General features: G+C 66.1%; 18 protein-coding genes. 14 read left to right on the top strand and 4 right to left on the bottom strand.

Annotated elements, in window-relative coordinates:
• From MFF62_RS01155 to MFF62_RS01145, 3 genes are read left to right on the top strand one after another with little or no spacing between them, the layout of a single operon-like run.
• On the top strand, positions 1–768 hold the full coding sequence (locus MFF62_RS01155; protein WP_238259093.1) for a glutathione S-transferase family protein: 768 nt from the start codon (positions 1–3) through the stop codon (positions 766–768).
• Between the two features lie 45 nt (positions 769–813).
• The gene (gene aroC, locus MFF62_RS01150; protein WP_238259092.1) at positions 814–1,929 is read left to right on the top strand and encodes a chorismate synthase; all 1,116 of its coding nucleotides are present in this window, start codon (positions 814–816) and stop codon (positions 1,927–1,929) included.
• Complete coding sequence (locus MFF62_RS01145; RefSeq protein ID WP_238259091.1) at positions 1,863–3,137, top strand: MFS transporter; 1,275 nt, start codon at positions 1,863–1,865, stop codon at positions 3,135–3,137. The genes aroC and MFF62_RS01145 overlap by 67 nt, the downstream gene beginning before the upstream one ends.
• Here MFF62_RS01145 and MFF62_RS01140 read toward each other — a convergent pair.
• Positions 3,134–4,378 carry an NAD(P)/FAD-dependent oxidoreductase gene (locus MFF62_RS01140; protein ID WP_404990531.1) on the bottom strand — a complete coding sequence of 415 codons (1,245 nt, stop codon included), beginning with the start codon at positions 4,376–4,378 and terminating at the stop codon, positions 3,134–3,136. The two genes, MFF62_RS01145 and MFF62_RS01140, sit on opposite strands and share 4 nt — an antisense overlap.
• On the bottom strand, positions 4,308–5,009 hold the full coding sequence (locus tag MFF62_RS01135; RefSeq protein ID WP_238259089.1) for a FadR/GntR family transcriptional regulator: 702 nt from the start codon (positions 5,007–5,009) through the stop codon (positions 4,308–4,310). The genes MFF62_RS01140 and MFF62_RS01135 overlap by 71 nt, the downstream gene beginning before the upstream one ends.
• 313 nt (positions 5,010–5,322) lie before the next feature.
• Here MFF62_RS01135 and MFF62_RS01130 point away from each other — a divergent pair, with 313 nt between their 5' ends.
• The 6 genes from MFF62_RS01130 (at position 5,323) to MFF62_RS30740 (ending at position 11,156) form a co-directional block, all read left to right on the top strand.
• A complete protein-coding gene (locus tag MFF62_RS01130) occupies positions 5,323–6,240 on the top strand; it encodes a flagellar brake protein (protein WP_238259088.1) in 918 nt (305 codons plus the stop codon).
• A 166-nt stretch (positions 6,241–6,406) separates the two neighbouring features.
• Positions 6,407–7,687: a cytochrome c gene (locus MFF62_RS01125; protein ID WP_309295874.1), complete on the top strand. Its 1,281-nt coding sequence runs from the start codon at positions 6,407–6,409 to the stop codon at positions 7,685–7,687.
• Positions 7,621–8,013, top strand: a complete 393-nt coding sequence (locus MFF62_RS30830; protein WP_309295873.1) for a hypothetical protein — start codon at positions 7,621–7,623, stop codon at positions 8,011–8,013. The genes MFF62_RS01125 and MFF62_RS30830 overlap by 67 nt, the downstream gene beginning before the upstream one ends.
• On the top strand, positions 8,010–8,675 hold the full coding sequence (locus MFF62_RS01120) for a TorD/DmsD family molecular chaperone (protein ID WP_238259087.1): 666 nt from the start codon (positions 8,010–8,012) through the stop codon (positions 8,673–8,675). The genes MFF62_RS30830 and MFF62_RS01120 overlap by 4 nt, the downstream gene beginning before the upstream one ends.
• Positions 8,665–10,140: a molybdopterin-dependent oxidoreductase gene (locus MFF62_RS01115; RefSeq protein ID WP_283205297.1), complete on the top strand. Its 1,476-nt coding sequence runs from the start codon at positions 8,665–8,667 to the stop codon at positions 10,138–10,140. Before MFF62_RS01120 ends, MFF62_RS01115 begins: the two co-directional genes overlap by 11 nt.
• Positions 10,110–11,156, top strand: coding sequence for a molybdopterin dinucleotide binding domain-containing protein (locus tag MFF62_RS30740; RefSeq protein ID WP_283205305.1), 1,047 nt, complete (start codon positions 10,110–10,112; stop codon positions 11,154–11,156). Before MFF62_RS01115 ends, MFF62_RS30740 begins: the two co-directional genes overlap by 31 nt.
• Before the next feature lie 109 nt (positions 11,157–11,265).
• Here the strand turns inward: MFF62_RS30740 and MFF62_RS01105 are convergent, their stop codons facing one another.
• Positions 11,266–12,945 (bottom strand): electron transfer flavoprotein-ubiquinone oxidoreductase, encoded by a 1,680-nt coding sequence (locus MFF62_RS01105; protein WP_238259086.1) that lies wholly within the window; start codon positions 12,943–12,945, stop codon positions 11,266–11,268.
• Between the two features lie 437 nt (positions 12,946–13,382).
• On the opposite strand from MFF62_RS01105, the gene MFF62_RS01100 reads away from it, so the two are divergent.
• The 5 genes from MFF62_RS01100 (at position 13,383) to MFF62_RS01080 (ending at position 17,639) form a co-directional block, all read left to right on the top strand.
• Positions 13,383–14,168 (top strand): SDR family oxidoreductase, encoded by a 786-nt coding sequence (locus MFF62_RS01100; protein ID WP_238259085.1) that lies wholly within the window; start codon positions 13,383–13,385, stop codon positions 14,166–14,168.
• Between the two features lie 109 nt (positions 14,169–14,277).
• Positions 14,278–14,868: a TRAP transporter small permease gene (locus tag MFF62_RS01095; protein ID WP_238259084.1), complete on the top strand. Its 591-nt coding sequence runs from the start codon at positions 14,278–14,280 to the stop codon at positions 14,866–14,868.
• Positions 14,865–16,169, top strand: coding sequence for a TRAP transporter large permease (locus MFF62_RS01090; protein WP_238259083.1), 1,305 nt, complete (start codon positions 14,865–14,867; stop codon positions 16,167–16,169). Before MFF62_RS01095 ends, MFF62_RS01090 begins: the two co-directional genes overlap by 4 nt.
• Positions 16,170–16,209: 40 nt before the next feature.
• A complete protein-coding gene (locus MFF62_RS01085; RefSeq protein ID WP_238259082.1) occupies positions 16,210–17,238 on the top strand; it encodes a DctP family TRAP transporter solute-binding subunit in 1,029 nt (342 codons plus the stop codon).
• Positions 17,238–17,639, top strand: coding sequence for an acyl-CoA thioesterase (locus tag MFF62_RS01080; RefSeq protein WP_238259081.1), 402 nt, complete (start codon positions 17,238–17,240; stop codon positions 17,637–17,639). Before MFF62_RS01085 ends, MFF62_RS01080 begins: the two co-directional genes overlap by 1 nt.
• A 72-nt stretch (positions 17,640–17,711) precedes the next feature.
• Here MFF62_RS01080 and MFF62_RS01075 read toward each other — a convergent pair whose 3' ends face one another.
• Positions 17,712–18,257, bottom strand: a complete 546-nt coding sequence (locus MFF62_RS01075; protein WP_238259080.1) for a PAS and helix-turn-helix domain-containing protein — start codon at positions 18,255–18,257, stop codon at positions 17,712–17,714.
• Positions 18,258–18,277 lie beyond the last annotated feature (20 nt).

The following is an 18,277-nucleotide window of genomic DNA, read 5'->3' as shown; positions in this document are numbered from 1 at the left end:
ATGCTCACGCTGTTCACGTTTGGCCCCGCGTTCGGCCTGCCCGACGCCAGCCCCTTCGTCATCAAGGCCGAGATGCTGCTGAAGCTGTCCGGGCTGCCGTACCAGACCCGGCGCGGCAACCTGCGCCGGGCGCCCAAGGGCAAGCTGCCGTACCTGGACGACATGGGTCGGCTGGTGGCCGACTCCACGCTGATCCGCTGGCATATCGAAAAGACGTATCACATCGACTTTGACGAGGGCCTGACGCCAGCCGAGCGCGGCGCGGCCTGGGCGGTCGAAAAACTGCTCGAAGACAATCTCTACTGGGCCGTGGCGCGTGTGCGCTGGCTGGAGGGCGACAACTTCGAGCGCGGGCCGGCGCTGTTCTTCAACATGGTGCCGGCGCCGCTGCGCGGAGTTGTGAAGGCGCTGGTCAAGCGCAAGGTACGCCAGATGCTATGGTCGCAGGGCCTGGGCCGGCATAGCGTGGAGGACATGACCGCCATGGCGGTGCAGGGCGTCAAGGCCATCGCCGACATGCTCGGCGACAAGCCGTACCTGATGGGCGACCGGCCATGCGGCGCCGACGCCACGTTGTTTGCGTTCGCCGTCAGCCTGCAGTCGCCGGTGTTCGAGACGCCGATCCGCGCCGCCGCCGAATCCCACGCCAATCTGCAACGCTACCTGGCGCGCATGCGGGCCGAGTTCTATCCCGACTTCGTCGGCGAAGGGGTGTTTGGGCCCGAATTCGGCGCGGCGCCCCGTGCGGAGGCGGCCGTCGATGCCTAATGGCCGTACAATGTAGGCCGTCCCCAATCCTGTGCGGTCTACATCATGTCTGGCAATACCCTCGGCCTGCTTTTCACAGTCACTACGTTCGGCGAATCGCACGGACCCGCCATCGGCGCGGTAGTGGATGGCTGCCCGCCGGGGATGTCGCTGACCGAGGCCGACATCCAGATCGACCTCGATCGCCGCCGGCCCGGCACGTCGCGTCACGTGACGCAGCGCCAGGAGCCGGACCAGGTGGAAATCCTGTCCGGCGTGTTCGAGGGCAAGACCACGGGCACCCCGATCTGCCTGCTGATCCGCAACACGGACCAGCGCAGCAAGGACTACGGCAATATCGTCGAGACCTTCCGTCCCGGCCACGCCGACTACACCTACTGGCACAAGTACGGCATCCGTGACTATCGCGGCGGCGGCCGTTCGTCGGCGCGACTGACCGCGCCGGTGGTGGCGGCGGCAGCCGTCGCCAAGAAATGGCTGCGCGAGCAGTACGGCACCGAGATCCGTGGCTATATGTCGCAACTCGGTGAAATTGAGGTGCCGTTCACGGACTGGAAGCACGTGCCGGAGAACCCGTTCTTCGCCGCCAACGCCGACATCGTGCCGGAACTCGAAACCTATATGGACTCGCTGCGCAAAGATGGCGATTCCGTCGGCGCACGCATCGAGGTGGTGGCCAGCGGCGTGCCGGTGGGCCTGGGCGAGCCGCTGTTCGACAAGCTCGATGCCGATATCGCACACGCGATGATGGGCATCAACGCGGTCAAGGGCGTAGAGATTGGCGCAGGCTTCGACAGCGTGGCGCAGCGCGGCACGGTGCATGGCGACGAACTGACGCCGGACGGCTTCCGCACCAATAACTCGGGCGGCGTGCTGGGCGGTATTTCGACGGGGCAGGACGTGACCGTGTCGCTGGCGATCAAGCCGACGTCGAGCATCCGCACCGCGCGCGAGTCGATCGACAAGGCGGGCAACTCGGCCAACGTCGAGACCTTCGGCCGTCACGATCCGTGCGTGGGCATTCGCGCCACGCCGATTGCCGAGGCCATGCTGGCCCTTGTGCTGATGGACCATGCCCTGCGTCATCGCGCCCAGTGCGGCGATGTGCGCGTCGATACGCCGCGCATTCCGGCGCATATCCCGGTCCAGGACACGCCCTGAGCACCGCGACCTACAAGCCCGGGTCGATCGACCCGGGAACCTATCTCCGTTTCGGACTTTTCTATCTCGGCTACTACGGCTACGTCGGCGTAATTTCGCCGTACGTCAGCCTGTTCTTCGCCGACCGTGGCTTCTCGCCGGTGCAGATCGGCGTGCTGATGGCCTGCTTCCAGTTGAGCCGCATCGTCGGCCCGTATCTGTGGGGCTGGCTGTCCGACGTCATGCATACGCGGGTCAAGCTGCTGCGGCTGGCGGCTGTTACCGCGTTACTGGCGTTCCTGGCCGTGCCCGGCATCCACAGCTATGGCGGCATGATGGCGATGATGATCGGGCTGAACCTGATCACCAGCGCCATGTCGCCGCTGGGCGATGCCCTGACCATCTCCACACTACGGCGCCACGGCGCGTTCGACCATCGCTACGGCCGCGTGCGCATGTTCGGATCAGTGGGCTTCATCGCCGCCGTGCTGATGGGCGGCGCGCTGTTCGAGCACTTCGGCATGTCCGCGTTTCCGTGGCTGGCCAGTGTCATGCTGGCGCTGTTTGCCGTGGTGGTGTTTGGCATGCGCGACGCGGAGGGCGAGGGCCCGCGCGTGAAGCCGCCGCCCGCGCTGCCGCTGCTGCGACGCCCCGACGTAGCGTGGTTCCTGGCGTCGGCGTTCCTGATGATGTTCGCCCACGCCGCGCTCTACGTGTTCTATTCGCTATTCCTCGCGCAACTGGGCTATAGCAAGATCGCCATCGGCGTGATGTGGACGATCGGCGTGGTGGCCGAGATCGTGTTCTTCTTCTACCAGGGCAAGCTGTTCGGCGCGCTGGCGTTGCGCACGATCCTGGCCGGCACCTTCGTGCTGGCGGCGCTGCGCTTTGGCGTGACCGGCTACTTTGCCCAGTACGTCTGGCTGATGGCGCTGGTGCAGATTCTGCACGCGGCCACGTTCGGCGCGCATCACAGCGCCAGCCTCAAGCGCCTGCAGCGCTGGTTTGCCGGGCCGCTGCAGGGCAGGGGGCAGGCGCTGTACACCGGCATTTCCTACGGGCTGGGCGGCACGCTGGGCGGGCTGGCCATGGGATGGACCTGGAAGACGCTGGCGCCGATGCACACGTTCGGGCTTGCCGCGCTGGCCGCGAGCATCGGCGCGGTCTGCGCCGCGCTGAGCTTCCGCAACGACGCCGCCGAATCCACCGACCCCACGCCGCAGGCTTAGGCCGCCGGTGTGGCCAAAAGCGCCGCCACCTTCTCCGCAATCGCCAGCGACGACGTCAGGCCCGGCGATTCAATCCCGAACAGGTTGACCAGCCCCGGCACACCGTGGTCTTGCGGACCATCGATGCGGAAGTCGGCGGCCGTCTCGCCGGGGCCGCTGATCTTCGGCCGGATGCCCGCGTAGCCGGGCTGCAGCGCGCCATCGGCCAGGCCCGGCCAGTAACGGCGCACCTCGTCATAGAAACTGTCGGCATCGTGCGGCGGCACGCTGTACTCGATCTCGTCGATCCAGCGCACGTTGGGGCCAAAGCGCGCCTGGCCGCCCAGGTCCAGCGTCAGGTGCACGCCCAGCCCGGCCGCCTCGGGCACCGGGTAGATCAGGCGCGAGAACGACGCGCGGCCGGCCAGCGTGAAATAGCAGCCCTTGGCGTAGTACTGCGGCGGAATATGCGCGGCGGGGATACCGCCGATGCGGCGCGCCAGATCCGGCGCGGTCAGCCCCGCCGAATTGACGACCGTGCGGGCCAGCAGCGTGGTGGCGCCGTCGGCACCGCCCACGTCGAGCCGGATGCCGTCCGGCGTCACGGCGCCCGACAGGACCGGCGACTGCACTGCCAGCATCGCGCCGGCCTGTTCCGCATCGCCCAGCAGGGCCGTCATCAGGCCGTGGCTGTCGATGATGCCGGTGGACGGCGAGAGCAGCGCCGCATGGCATTCGAGTTGCGGCTCCAGCGCGCGCGCCTGGTCACGCGTCAGCATCTGCATGTCATGCACGCCGTTGGCCTCGGCCTTGGCGCGGATGCCGGCCAGCGTGGCCACCTGGGCCTCGCTCGTGGCCACGATCAGCTTGCCGCAACGCTGGTGCGTGACGTGATGCGACGCGCAGTAGTCGTAGAGCATGCCCTTGCCGCGTACGCACAGCTCGGCCTTCAGCGATCCGGCCGGATAGTAGATGCCGGCATGGATCACCTCGCTGTTGCGCGCGCTGGTGATCGTGCCAAATGCGTTCTCGGCTTCGAGGATGATGACCTCGCGGCCTTGCTGCGCCAGGGCGCGCGCCACGGCCAGTCCCACCACGCCGGCGCCGATCACGACGCAATCCACTTGTTCCATTCGTCTGTCTCCTTGCTGTTCGGGCTGTCTTGCTGATGTCTGTTGTCTGTTGCGGTGTTCAGTCCAGGCCCATGCGCCGCGCCGCGGCGCCCAGGTGGGCGGTGGCAGCGGCGTTCGCGGCGTCGGCATCGCCGCGGGCGATGGCGTCCACCAGCGCGGCATGCTCGGCGTCGGCCGCGCGGGGCGCGCCGTCGGCGGCGTGCAGCCGGGCGCTGTTTTCCCACGCGCGCTGGCGCGCCGCCAGCAGTTGCTGGCTCACGAAATCGGTCAGGCCGGTGAAGCACGGGTTGTGCGTGGCCTGGGCAATGGCATGGTGGAACGCGATATCGGCCGCCGCCGCGCTCGGAAAGTCGTCGGCGTGGCGCGCCATGGCCGCCAGCGCCTGCCGGATGCCGTCCAGGTCGGCCTCGGTGCGGCGCAGCGCCGCCATCGCCGCGCACGCCGTTTCCACCACGCGCCGCAATTCGAAAAGCTGGGCCAGCGTAGGCCCGCCGTCGGGGGCGCTGGCCACGCGCCAGACCTGGCCGCCCGGCGTCTCCGAGACATAGGCGCCCGAGCCCTTGCGGGTCACCAGCACGCCGTCGGCCTTGAGCAGCGCGATGGCCTCGCGCACGATGGGCCGGCTGACGCCGAACGTTTCGGCCAGCGCGGCCTCGGCCGGCAGGCGTGCACCCGCCGCGAAACGGCCGGCGGCGATATCGTCGCGCAGGGTCTGGGCGATGCGGTTGGCGAGGGAGGCGGGGCGGGGCAGGCGGTCCATCGAGGCCAGTTTGATTTGAGGTAAGTCTGTCAGGCTGTCTGACAGCTTTGTTGTGACGGCCGATTCTGCAGGGTTGCTTGACTGCCGTCAAGCGGCGTTAGCCACAGCAGTGGCGGAATGGCGTCGGCTGCACAATGACAGTTTCGTAGCGGCCCCGCCACGAAGGTGGGGTCAAGGTTCTGTCACATTGGTCGATAGCTGACGCAACAGGATTGGTGTCTGCGTTGTCGGTGGTGGCAGCGCAGCCGTCCATCACGATTTACCGCGTGGCACGCGAGTCGTGCCCACGCACTGCATGGAGTGCCTCCAGGCCATGATTCCGCTCACTCCCCAAGACCTGCCCGTCGGGCAGCCGCTGCCCTGGTCGCTGCTGGATGGCCAGGGCAACCTGATGCTCGGCAGCGGCAGCATCATTCCAGACGCGCGCGACCTGGAGCTGGTGTTCCGCCACGGCATGGTCTGCCGTCCTGACGACATGCCCGAGGCCGGCAACGAGCCCGATGTCCAGGGCGCCTCGCGCCTAAGCAGCGGGCCACTGGGGCTGCAGGTTGGCACCTTGCTGCATGTGAAGACGCCGGGCGAGCAGTCGCGCGCGGCGGCAAGCCGGCTGATCGGCTTTATCGAACAGGGGCTGTTCGTGACGTGGCCGACGCTGGGCGGGCGCGAGATGAACGTGGTGGCGGGCGAGTCGCTGCTGCTGCGCGGCTTCTCCGGCCATGCCATCCACAGCTTCACGTCGACGGTGACCGCCGTTTGCCGCAGCCCGTTCCGCTATCTGGTGCTGTCGGCGCCGGCGCAGACCGAGCAGATGCCAGTGCGTCGCGCGGCACGCGTGCCCACGCGGCTGGCGGCCTACCTGATCGAAACGGCCGATAACGCCGAAGCCGTGGGCGGGCCGGACGCCGCCGAGGCCAGCCCCGACGAGCGCATGCGCGAAGGTCTGGCGCGGCTGGGCCTGCTGTCCGATCTCAGCACCGGCGGGGCGCTCGTGCAAACGTCGTCGCCGGCACCGGCCGTGGGGCAGAAGGTCAGCCTGCGCTTTCTGCTGCGCACCGGCGCGCTCGACGCGGAAGTCACGATCGATGCCACCGTGCGCAGCGCGCCGTCGCAGGACGATGACGAATTTCCGGCGTTCGGCGTGGCATTCGACGCGCTGGGCGAACGCGAACTGACACTGCTGCAGTGCTTCATCTACGAGCAGTTGCTGGCCACCACCTGCATGCCGGTCTGAATGCGGCGCTGACTGGCACATGGGGCGTCCATGGACGCCTTTTTTGCGCCAGCATTTGTACCAAACTGCGCCAAGTGATGTCGGCATTGCGGCGCATCAAGCGGTAATACCCCTCGAAGGCATACGGTTATGGGCACCCCCACGGAGTGCTCAACGAGGTAACCGCATGGCAACGAGAAAAAGTAGGTCCCTGCTCATTGTTGGCTTGATTGCGCTGGTCGGGCTTGCGCTGTTCCTGGTGCTGACGGCGCCAAGCACCTGGCGCCTGCTCAACGGTCCGCGCGACCTGCCCGACGCTGGTGTGCCAGACCTGGTGAATGGCCGCACGCAGTTCATCGCCGGCGACTGCGCGACGTGCCACGCGTCGGTGGGCAAGGGCGACGAGACCCTGCTCGGCGGCGGTCGATCGCTCGACACCGCGTTCGGCGAATTCCACATGCCGAACATCTCCTCGCATCCCATGGATGGCATCGGCGGCTACACGGTCGAGCAGTTCATCATGGCGATGCGCGAAGGCGTGATTCCCGGCAAGGGCAACGCCTATCCCGCATTCCCGTACACGTCATACCAGCGCATGACGGCCAACGACCTGCGCGACCTGTTCGCGTACATCCAGTCGTTGCCGCCGGTGGCCGGCAAGGTGCCCGATCACGACCTGAAGTTTCCGTTCTCGATGCGCCGCGGCGTCGGGCTGTGGCGGCTGGCGTTCCTGGACGGCAAGCCGTTGCCGGAAGACCTCACGCAGACCGCGCAGTGGAACCGTGGGCGCTACCTCGTGGAAGGCTCCGCGCATTGCGTGGAATGCCATTCGCCGCGCAACGCGATGGGCGCCGTGCCCTTTGCCAAGCGTTTCTCGGGCGGGCCGAATCCGGAAGGCACAGGCCATATCCCCAATATCTCGCAGGACGAGACCGGCATCGGCTACTGGTCGGTCAACGACATCGCGCGCTATCTGGAGGAGGGCGTCAATCCGATCGGCATCAAGGCCGGTGGCGACATGAAGGAAGTGGTCGTCAACACCGCGCGGTTGTCGGAGTCTGACCGGCTGGCCATGGCGGTCTACCTGAAGTCGCTGCCGGGGGTGGAAGCGCCCAATGCCGGTGCGCCAAGGCCGAACCGTACCGAGGAAGTGGTAATGCTGGCGGCCGGCCAGGCGCATGCCGGGCCGTCGCGGCTGGCCTCGCTGGCGGCATCGCCCGATATGCTGGGCAAGCAGGACGTGCTGTACGTGGTGTCGCCCACGCCGTTCACGCTGGAGGCCAACGGCACTGGCGAGGACGGCAAGCTGCTGGGTGCACGCGGCTGGCGGTGCTCAAGCGCGAAGCAGGGCGGATGCAGGTGCGTGTGGATGGCTGGCAGCAGGACGGTTCGGAAAGCGCGATGTACGCGCTCAAGGGGCAGCGGATCATGCAGGCCGTGCTGTCACCCGAGGCCATCGCCAAGGTGAACCGCGAGAAGACCGAGCGCGACGAGGAGACCGGCCAGGACTGGCACCAGGGCAGCCTTGCGGTCTGGATCCTGCCGACTGCCGGGCTGTCGGCCGACCTGATGCAGCTCTGGAAGCATAGCGACGAGACCTACCGGCAGTCGTGTGCGAGTTGCCATGCCTTGCCGCATTCCGAGGAGTACCTGGCGAACCAGTGGATTGGCACGCTAGGCGCGATGAAGCGGTACACGTCGCTCGATGACGCCGAGTACCGGCTGATGCTGTCCTGGCTGCAGGACCATTCCAAGGACGTCGGGCCGGCTACGCAAGGCGGCGGACACAAATGAGCACCGCCGCTGAAATTGCCCGGTCGCAGCGGCAGACCTGCGCGGCGGTCATCGAACTGATCGCCGGGTTGATCGAGGCGCCGGCTAGCGAGTCGACGATCGAACAGCTCTGCTCGGCGCAAGGCGAGCTGCTGTTCGATGCCATCGCCGAGGAATTCGACTGCGCAGCGGAAATCGACAGCTTGTCCCAGGCATTGTCGACAGGGCCGGCGCCTGCGCTTGCCCTCGACATCGCGGTGGCGTGGACCCGCCTGTTCGACAGCGTGATGGGGATGCCGGCGGTCCCCCTGTATGAAAGCGCCTATGCCGGAACGAGCACGAACACGGACACGGCGCCGGCCACCCGGCTGTTCGGCCATGCGGTGGATGAGATGAACGAACTGCTCGTGCGGTTCGACGTCTCGGTGGACGGCAGCAGCGAGCCAGCGGACCACGTCTCGGTGGAACTCGCGCTGTATGCCGTGCTGCTGCGCCGGGGCGATGCCGATGGCATCGCGCTGATGCGCGAACGTCTTGGCCGGTGGGTGCCGGCGCTCGTCGACCTGTGTCGTTCCAATGATCCCGGGGGATTTCATGGCGCCATCGCCAGCCTGCTTGGCGTGCTGCTGAAGCACGCGCCGGCCCTCCATCCACACGAAGAAGGGAATCACCATGCCGCATGACAGCAAGAACGGGGACCTGAGCGTGTCCCGCCGTCGTTTCATCCAGGGCGCATTGGCCACGGGCGCGCTGGGCGCCACCAGTTCGGGTCTGCTGGCCGCCGGCGCGGCGGACAAGACGCCAGTCAATGGGCCGGCAGGTTCGGCCGAGGTACTGACGGGGTCTCACTGGGGCGCGTTCTATGCACGCGTGGAGAAGGGGCGGGTGACCGGGGTTCGACCCTGGGAAAGGGACCCGCGGCCATCGCACCAGTTGCCCGGCGTGATCGACTCCATCTATTCGCCCACGCGGATCCGCTATCCGATGGTCAGGCGCGCGTGGCTCGAAAACGGGCCCGGTGCCGACACCGCCGGACGGGGCAAGGGCGACTTCGTGCGCGTGAGCTGGGAACGGGCGCTCGACCTGGTCGCCAAGGAACTGCAACGGGTACGCGGCAAGCATGGGCCGACGGCGATCTTCGCGGGATCGTATGGCTGGAAGAGCCCCGGCAAGCTGCACAACTGCCAGACGCTGCTGTCGCGGGCGATGTCGGTGAACGGTGGTTTCGTCAGCCGTAGCGGCGACTATTCCACCGGCGCGGCGCAGGTGATCCTGCCCTATGTGGTGGGGTCGATCGACGTGTACGAGCAGCCCACTGCCTGGCCCGTGCTCGAGGAACATACCAAGCTGATGGTGTTCTGGGCCGCCGACCCGGTCGTGACCAACCAGATTGGCTGGCAGGTGCCGGACCACGGCGCCTATCCGGGCATGGAGGCGCTGAAGAAGAAGGGTGTCAAGGTGATCTGCATCGACCCGGTGCGGACCGAGACCTGCGAGTACTTCAACGCCGAATGGATCGCGCCGCGTCCGCATACCGATGTGACCATGATGCTGGGCATCGCCCACACGCTGTACACGGAAAACCTGCATGACGCGAAGTTCCTGGCGCGCTACACGGCCGGGTTTGACCGCTTTGTGCCGTATCTCACGGGCAAGTCCGACGGGGTACCCAAGGACGCCGCGTGGGCGTCGGCGATCTGCGAGATTCCGGCCGATACCATTCGCGACCTGGCCCGGCGCTTCGCGGCGAACCGGACGATGCTGGCGGCCGGCTGGTCGATCCAGCGCCAGCATCACGGCGAGCAGTCGCACTGGATGCTGGTGACGCTGGCGGCCATGCTGGGCCAGATCGGCTTGCCGGGCGGTGGTTATGGCTTTACCTATCACTACGCCAATGGCGGCAGCCCCACGGCGACCGGCCCGGTGCTGCGGGCATCACCGGCGGCACCAAGCCGCCGGCGGGCTCGGAGTGGCTGGAGGCGGGCGGGACGGAAACTATCCCGGTCTCGCGCATCGTCGAGATGCTCGAGAATCCAGGCAAGCCGTACGACTTCAACGGCGGGCGCGCGAAGTATCCGGACATCAAGCTGGCCTACTGGGTGGGTGGCAATCCGTTCATGCACCACCAGGACCGCAACCGGATGCTGAAGGCGTGGCAGAAGCTCGATACGTTCATCGTCCACGATTTCCAGTGGACCGCGACGGCGCGCCATGCCGACATCGTGCTGCCTTGCACGACCAGCTACGAGCGCAACGACATCGAGGGCATCGGCGACTACGCGATGAGCCATATCCTGGCCATGCGCAAGGTGGTGGACCCGGTCTTCGAGGCGCGTAACGACTACGACATCTTTGCCGATATCTGCGAGCGGATGGGCACCGGCAAGGCGTTCACCGAAGGACGCGACGAGATGGGCTGGATCCGCTCGTTCTACGAGGCCGGCCGCGTACAGGCGCGCGGCAAGCGCATGGAAATGCCGGTGTTCGACGTGTTCTGGAACAGCAACAAGCCGTTGGCATTCCCGATCAGCGACGAGGCCCGGAAATTCATCCGCCACAAGTCGTTCCGCGACGATCCGCTGCTCAACGCGCTGGGTACGGCGTCAGGCCGCATCGAGATCTACTCGGCGAACATTGCGCGGATGAAGTACGACGATTGCCCGCCGCATCCGACCTGGATGGAGCCGCTGGAACGCCTGGGCGGGCCATCGACGCGCTATCCGCTGCACATCGTCACCAGCCACCCGAAGGATCGTCTGCATTCGCAGCTATGCGGCACGGTGCTGCGCAAGGGCTATACGGTGCAGGGGCGGGAGCCGTGCCTGATGCATCCCGAGGATGCCCGCGCGCGCGGCGTTGCCGATGGCGACATCGTGCGCGTGTTCAATGACCGGGGCCAGATCCTGGCGGGTGTCAGGCTGACCGCCGATATCCGGCGCGGCGCCATCCGGATCTGCGAGGGCGCCTGGTACGACCCGGCGGAAGGCGGCAAGCCGGGTGCGCTGTGCCGCTACGGCGATGTCAACGTGCTGACGCCGGGGCTTGGCACGTCGAAGCTCGCGCAAGGCAACTGCGGCCATACCGTGATGGCCGAAGTGGAGAAGTTCAAGGGCACGGCGCCTGCGGTGGAAGTCTTCAAGGCGCCGCGCGGGGCCGATGCCTGAGGCGCGGCGTACCAATGAAAAATGCCGGCCCGAAGGCCGGCATTTTTCTGCAGCGGAACATGGCGGACAGACCGCCGTGTTCCGCTTACATTTGCGCGTACATCCGCGCTTACATCCCCACGTAGTTCGGGCCGCCGCCGCCTTCCGGCGTGACCCACACGATGTTCTGCGTCGGGTCCTTGATGTCGCAGGTCTTGCAGTGCACGCAGTTCTGCGCGTTGATCTGCAGACGTTCCTTGCCATCATCGTTCTGCACGAACTCGTAGACGCCAGCCGGGCAGTAGCGCGACTCGGGGCCGGCGAACTTTTCCCAGTTGATGTTGACCGGCACGCTGGCATCCTTGAGCGTCAGGTGAGCGGGCTGGTTCTCTTCGTGGTTCGTGTTGCTGATAAACACCGACGACAGGCGGTCGAACGTCAGCTTGCCGTCGGGCTTCGGGTACTCGATCTTCTCGCACTCGGCGGCCGGCTTCAGGTAGACGTGGTCCGGCTTGGTGCGGTGGATGGTCCAGGGCGGGTTGCGGATGCCGAGCTTGGGCAGCAGCCATTGCTCGATGCCGGTCATCAGCGTGGCCGTGGTGCGACCCTTCTTGAACCATTGCTTGAAGTTCTTTGCCTGCAGCAGTTCCTTGTGCAGCCAGCTCTGTTCGAACGCCGCCGGGTAGGCGGTCAGTTCGTCATGCTGACGGCCAGCCTGCAGCGCGTCGTAGGCGGCCTCGGCGGCCATCATGCCGGTCTTGATTGCAGCGTGGCTGCCCTTGATGCGCGAGGCATTGAGGTAGCCGGCATCGCAGCCGACCAGCGCGCCGCCCGGGAACACCGTCTTCGGCAGCGACAGCAGGCCGCCGGCCGTGATGGCGCGAGCGCCGTAGCCAATGCGCTTGCCGCCTTCGAAGTACGTGCGGATTTCCGGATGAGTCTTGAAACGCTGGAATTCCTCGAACGGCGACAGCCACGGGTTGGTGTAGTCCAGACCGACCACGAAGCCCACGGCAACCTTGTTGTCCTCCATGTGATAGAGGAACGAGCCGCCGTAGGTGGCCGGGTCGAGCGGCCAGCCCGCGGTGTGTACCACCAGGCCGGGCTTGTGCTTGGCCGGGTCGATTTCCCACAGTTCCTTCAGGCCGATACCGTAGCTCTGCGGATCCTTGCCGGCGTCGAGCTTGAAATTGGCGATGATCTGCTTGCCCAGGTGGCCACGCGCGCCTTCGGCGAAGATCGTGTACTTGGCGTGCAGCTCCATGCCGAGCTGGAAGTTCTCGGTAGGCTCGCCTTCCTTGTTGATACCCATGTTGCCGGTGGCCACACCCTTGACCGAGCCGTCGTCGTTATAGAGCACCTCGGCGGCCGGGAAGCCCGGGAAGATTTCCACGCCCAGGTTTTCGGCCTGCTGGCCCAGCCAGCGCACGAAGTTCGACAGGCTGACGATGTAGTTGCCTTCGTTGTGGAAGCATTCCGGCAGCAGCGGGGCGCCCTTGGAGCCCGACTCGTCCAGGAACAGGAACTTGTCCTCGGTGACGGGCTGGTTCAGCGGCGCGCCCAGTTCCTTCCAGTCAGGGATCAGTTCGTTCAGCGCGCGCGGGTCCATGATGGCGCCCGACAGGATATGCGCGCCGGGTTCGGAGCCCTTTTCCAGCACGCAGACATTGACCTCGCCGCCTTTTTCCGCAGCCAGTTGCTTCAGGCGGATGGCCGTGGCCAGGCCGGCGGGGCCGCCACCGACGATGACGACGTCGTACTCCATGGCTTCACGCGGGCCGAACTGCTCGACGAGCTGTTGCTGATCCATTGTCTCTAACCCTCTGTTTCTTCTGGGCGGCAATACTGCCGCATGGGTGCAGCCCTCTCCAGGCGTGCGGTTTGTGGGATGCGGTGATGCGTGGCTCTGCGGAACCGGGACCAGGAGTGGAACGAGGCGGGGGCCGGGGTGGGCGGCATGCGCAAAGCCCGGTGCGGGCATGGCGCGGCATGCACGTGGGATCGGGCGGCTGGCGGATTACCAGGGCCGATCTAGGCGTTTTTCCTCTTTCCCTTTGGGGACCAAGTTCTTAGAATCTTCGGCATTGTCCGGGACTCGACACCCTCAGGCAAGACATTTTTTGGAACGACCGTTCTTTTTTTGTTAAGCTGCGGCCGCAAAGCGGCAGGCGCCCTGGAAGGCGCCCGCGATGCGGAACAGCGGGCCGTGCCGGGCCGGCGCGGTCGCTCTCTCACACCGAGGTAACTATGGGTCTGTCGATCAATCTGGAAGGCAAGGTCGCGCTGGTGACCGGGGCCTCGAGCGGGCTGGGTACGCGCTTTGCACATGTGCTGGCGGCTGCCGGCGCCAAGGTCATCCTGGCTTCGCGCCGGGTGGAGCGGCTCAAGGAATTGCGTGCGTCGATCGAGGCGGATGGCGGCAGCGCCCACGTGGTGCGCCTGGACGTGACCGACCCCGACAGCATCCGCGCCGCCGTGGCGCATGCGGAAACCGAGGCCGGCTCCATCGATATCCTGGTCAACAATTCGGGCGTGTCCACCACGCAGAAGCTGACCGACGTAACCGCCGACGACTTCGATTTCGTGTTCGATACCAACACGCGTGGCGCGTTCTTCGTGGCCCAGGAAGTGGCCAAGCGCATGATCGCGCGGTCCAAGGGCGCCGAAAAGCAGGGCAATCCGTTGCCGCAGGCGCGCATCGTCAATATTGCGTCGGTGGCCGGTCTCAAGGTACTGTCGCAGATTGGTGTCTATTGCATGAGCAAGGCCGCCGTGGTCCACATGACCAAGGCGATGGCCCTCGAGTGGGCGCGTTACGGTATCAACACGAACGCGATCTGCCCCGGCTACATCGATACCGACATCAACCACCACCACTGGGATACCGACGCGGGGCAGAAGCTGATCCAGATGCTGCCCCGCAAGCGACTGGGCCAACCCGAAGACCTCGATGGCCTCTTGCTGCTGCTGGCGTCCGATGCATCGCGCTTTATAAATGGCGCGGTGGTCACTGCCGACGATGGCATGGTCTGACCGCTGACCCTTCGGGGAGGGGACGGGCCTAGAAGAATAAGCAACAGGAGAAACGCTCCGGGCCCCACGGCCGGGAGCGACCCGGACCGGAGGCCGGGGTTTGACAATAATGGCTCAAGAAGAACAGGCACGGCGCGACGCCGGGCCGCAGCACGTCGTCGATTCGGCAATCGTGCCCGAAGCCGTCGACGAGGCGCGCGACAGCGAATTTCGCATCTCACCGCGTATCGAGGACTGGATTGGCGTGATCGTCATGGTGCTGCTGGTGGCCATCACGTTCGCCAATGTGGTGGTGCGCTATTTCACCGACGAATCGTTCGCATGGACCGAGGAGTTCTCGGTATTCCTGATGATCGTGCTGGCGCTGGTGGCCGGCAGCGCCGCCGTGGCGCGCGATCGCAATATCCGCATCGAATACTTCTTCGAGCGTGGCAGCCCCACGCGGCAGCGGCGGCTGGCCATCCTGTCGGCCCTGGGCGTGGCGGTGATGTTCCTGGCGCTGGCCGTGCTCGGCGTGCGCATTACCTGGGATGAATACGCGTTCGGCGAAACGTCGCCGGGCATTGGCGTGCCAAGCTGGTGGTATTCGGTCTGGCTGCCGGTGCTGTCGGTGGCCATCTCGCTGCGCGCGCTGGCACTGGCGCTGCGCAACGTCCGCGCCTTGCGTGCCCTGAAGCAGGAAGGAGGGCGCGCGCAATGACTCTCGTCGCCATCATTCTCTTCGTGGTGTTCATCGGCCTGATGCTGCTGGGCGTGCCGATCGGCGTGTCGCTGGGGCTTGGCGGGCTGGTTGCCATCGGCCTGTCTAACCTCGATACGCAGATGTTCGGCCTGCTGGCCGTGCCGCAGAACTTCTATGCCGGCCTGGCCAAGTATCCGCTGCTGGCCATTCCGATGTTCGTGCTGGTGGGGTCGATCTTCGACCGGTCCGGCGTGGCGCAACGGCTGGTGACTTTTGCCATCGCCATCGTCGGACGTGGTCCGGGCATGCTGCCGCTGGTGGCCATCCTGGTGGCGATGTTCCTGGGCGGTATCTCGGGCTCTGGCCCCGCCAACGCGGCGGCCGTGGGCGGCGTGATGATCGCGGCGATGTCGCGCGCGGGCTATCCGGGCTCCTACAGCGCCGCGGTGGTGGGCGCCGCGGCGGCCACTGACATCCTGATTCCGCCGTCGGTGGCATTCATCATCTATAGCGTGCTGGTGCCGGGCGCATCGGTGCCGGCGCTGTTCGCGGCGGGCATGATTCCGGGCATCCTGGCCGGCGTGGCGCTGATCGTGCCGGCCGTGTGGCTGGCGCGCAAGCACAACATGGGACATATCGAGGCCGGGCTGCCGCGTCCGCCGTTCTGGAAGAGCCTGCGCGAGGCCGCCTGGGGCCTGGTGGCGCCGTTCCTGATCCTGGGCGGCATGCGGGCGGGCTGGTTCACGCCGACCGAGGCCGCCGTGGTGGCAGTGGTCTACGGGCTGTTCGTCGGCATGGTGATCTACCGCAGCATCGGCATGCGCGACCTGTTCACGATCTTCCAGGAAGCGGCGGAAACGTCGGCCGTGATCCTGCTGGTGGTGGCGCTGGCCGGCATCTTTGCCTATGCGCTGTCCACGCTGGGCGTGATCGACCCGCTGGCCCATGCCATCGCGAATTCCGGGCTGGGCGAGTACGGCGTGCTGGCGCTGATCGTGCTGCTGCTGATGACGGTGGGCATGTTCCTGGACGGCATCTCGATCTTCCTGATCTTCGTGCCGCTGCTGCTGCCCATTGCCAATGCCTTCCACTGGAATCCGGTGTGGTTCGGCGTGGTGCTGACGCTGAAGGTGGCGCTGGGCCAGTTCACGCCGCCGCTGGCCGTGAACCTGATGGTGTCGTGCCGCATTGCCCGCGTGCGCATGGAAGAAACCGTGCCCTGGGTGATCTGGATGCTGCTGGCGATGTTCATCGCCATGCTGATGGTGCTGGCCTATCCGCCGCTGGCCACCTGGCTGCCCGATTACCTTGGCTATTGATTTGAGTGCAACCAAGAAGATGAAACGAGGAGATTCCCGAATGAAACGTCGTGCCCTGATGCTGTCCGTTGCCGCCTCGATCGCCGCTGCCGCCTTCACGGCGCCGGCCGCCATGGCGCAGACCTACAAGTCCGAGTACAAGATGTCGCTGGTGCTGGGCCCCGCATTCCCGTGGGGCAAGGGCGGCGAGATCTGGGCGGATCTGGTGCGCCAGCGTACCAGCGGCCGTATCAACATCAAGCTGTACCCGGGCACGTCGCTGGTGGCCGGCGACCAGACGCGCGAGTTCTCGGCCATTCGCCAGGGCGTGATCGATATGGCAGTGGGGTCGACCATCAACTGGTCGCCGCAGGTCAAGGAACTGAACCTGTTCTCGCTGCCGTTCCTGATGCCCGACTACAAGGCGCTGGATTCGCTGACGCAGGGTGAGGTCGGCAAGTCGATCTTCGCCACGCTGGAAAAGGCCGGCGTGGTGCCGCTGGCCTGGGGCGAGAACGGCTTCCGTGAAGTGTCGAACTCCAAGCACGAAATCCGCAAGCCCGAAGACCTCAAGGGCATGAAGCTGCGCGTGGTGGGTTCGCCGCTGTACATCGAGACGTTCAACGCGCTGGGCGCCAACCCGACGCAGATGAGCTGGGCCGACGCCCAGCCGGCCATGGCGTCGGGCGCCGTGGACGGCCAGGAAAACCCGCAAAGCGTGTTTGCCGCCGCCAAGCTGTACACGGTGGGCCAGAAGTACGTGACGACCTGGGGCTACGTGGCCGACCCGCTGATCTTCGTGGTCAACAAGCAGATCTGGGAAAGCTGGACGCCGGCTGACCGTGAGATCGTGAAGCAGGCCGCCATCGACGCCGGCAAGCAGGAAATCGCGCTGGCCCGCAAGGGCCTGGTGGAAGCGGGCGCGCCGGCCTGGAAGGATATGGAGCAGCACGGCGTGAAGGTCACCACGCTGAGCCCGGCCGAGCACGATGCGTTCAAGAAGGCCACGGCCAAGGTCTACGACAAGTGGAAGAAGCAGATTGGCGCCGACCTGGTGACCAAGGCCGAAGCGTCGATCGGCAAGCGCTGATGAAGCACGTCTTCACCAGCGTCATGCCGATCCGGTGGGGTGACATGGACGCTATGGGCCATGTCAACAACACTGTCTATTTTCGCTACCTCGAGCAGGCGCGGATCGAATGGTTCGAGTCGATTGGCCGCAACGGCAAGGATGCCAACGGGCAGGGACCCGTACTGATCAACGCCCACATGACGTTCCTGAAGCAGCTGCGCTACCCCGGCGACATCGAGTGCCGGGTGTACGCGGGGCAGTTGGGGCGGTCGAGCTTCGAGACGAAAATCGAGATCCGCCGCACCGACCTGCCCGATGTGGTCTGGGCGGAGGGTGGTGCCAAGGTCGTTTGGTGCGACTACGCGGTGGAGAAGAGCGTGCCGGTGCCGGCGGAAATCCGGAAGTTGATCGAGGGGTGAATTCTTTCCCCTTGGTTTTGCTCCCCTCTCCCGCTGCGCGGGAGAGGGGAGCACCCCGTACAGAATCCTTCCTCAGTGGTTCACCAGCCGCTGAACCAGATCCACGGCCGTATGCGCGCCGTATTTCTTCATCAGCCGTGCCCGGTAGATGTCCACGGTGCGCGGGCTGATCGCCAGCAACTTGCCGATCTGCTTGCTGGTCTTGCCTTCCACCAGCTGCGCGGCGATATCGCGCTCGCGTGCGGTCAGTTCGGCCGTAACCGGCCGTTTCTGAGAAAGATCCTCGAAGGTCCAGATGCCCACGCCCAGCGGCTCCTTGCGGTCGAGCGCGCGGCCGGTGACATGGCACCAGAACAGCTCGCCGCTGGCGCGCTTCATGATCCGTTCGTCCGAGTACAGACCCTTGGTGTTCATGACCGGCACGATGCGGGCGCCGGTGCGCTCGAATTCGTCGGCGGTGGGGTAGAGCACCTGGAACGACTGGCCCATCAGCGCGTCGCGCGTGGTGCCGAAGATGCGGCAGACCTCGTCGTTGCAGTCCTCGATCATGCGGGCGCGCGAGAGCACCAGCCCGACCGGAGCCAGCTGGAATGCGGTCTGGTAGTCGATGGACGGCATTATCCCTTATGTACTTTTAC

The organism is Cupriavidus pauculus (assembly GCF_022179805.1).
GTDB classification, from domain to species: domain Bacteria; phylum Pseudomonadota; class Gammaproteobacteria; order Burkholderiales; family Burkholderiaceae; genus Cupriavidus; species Cupriavidus pauculus_E.
This window is presented reverse-complemented; position numbering and strand designations above follow the sequence as displayed.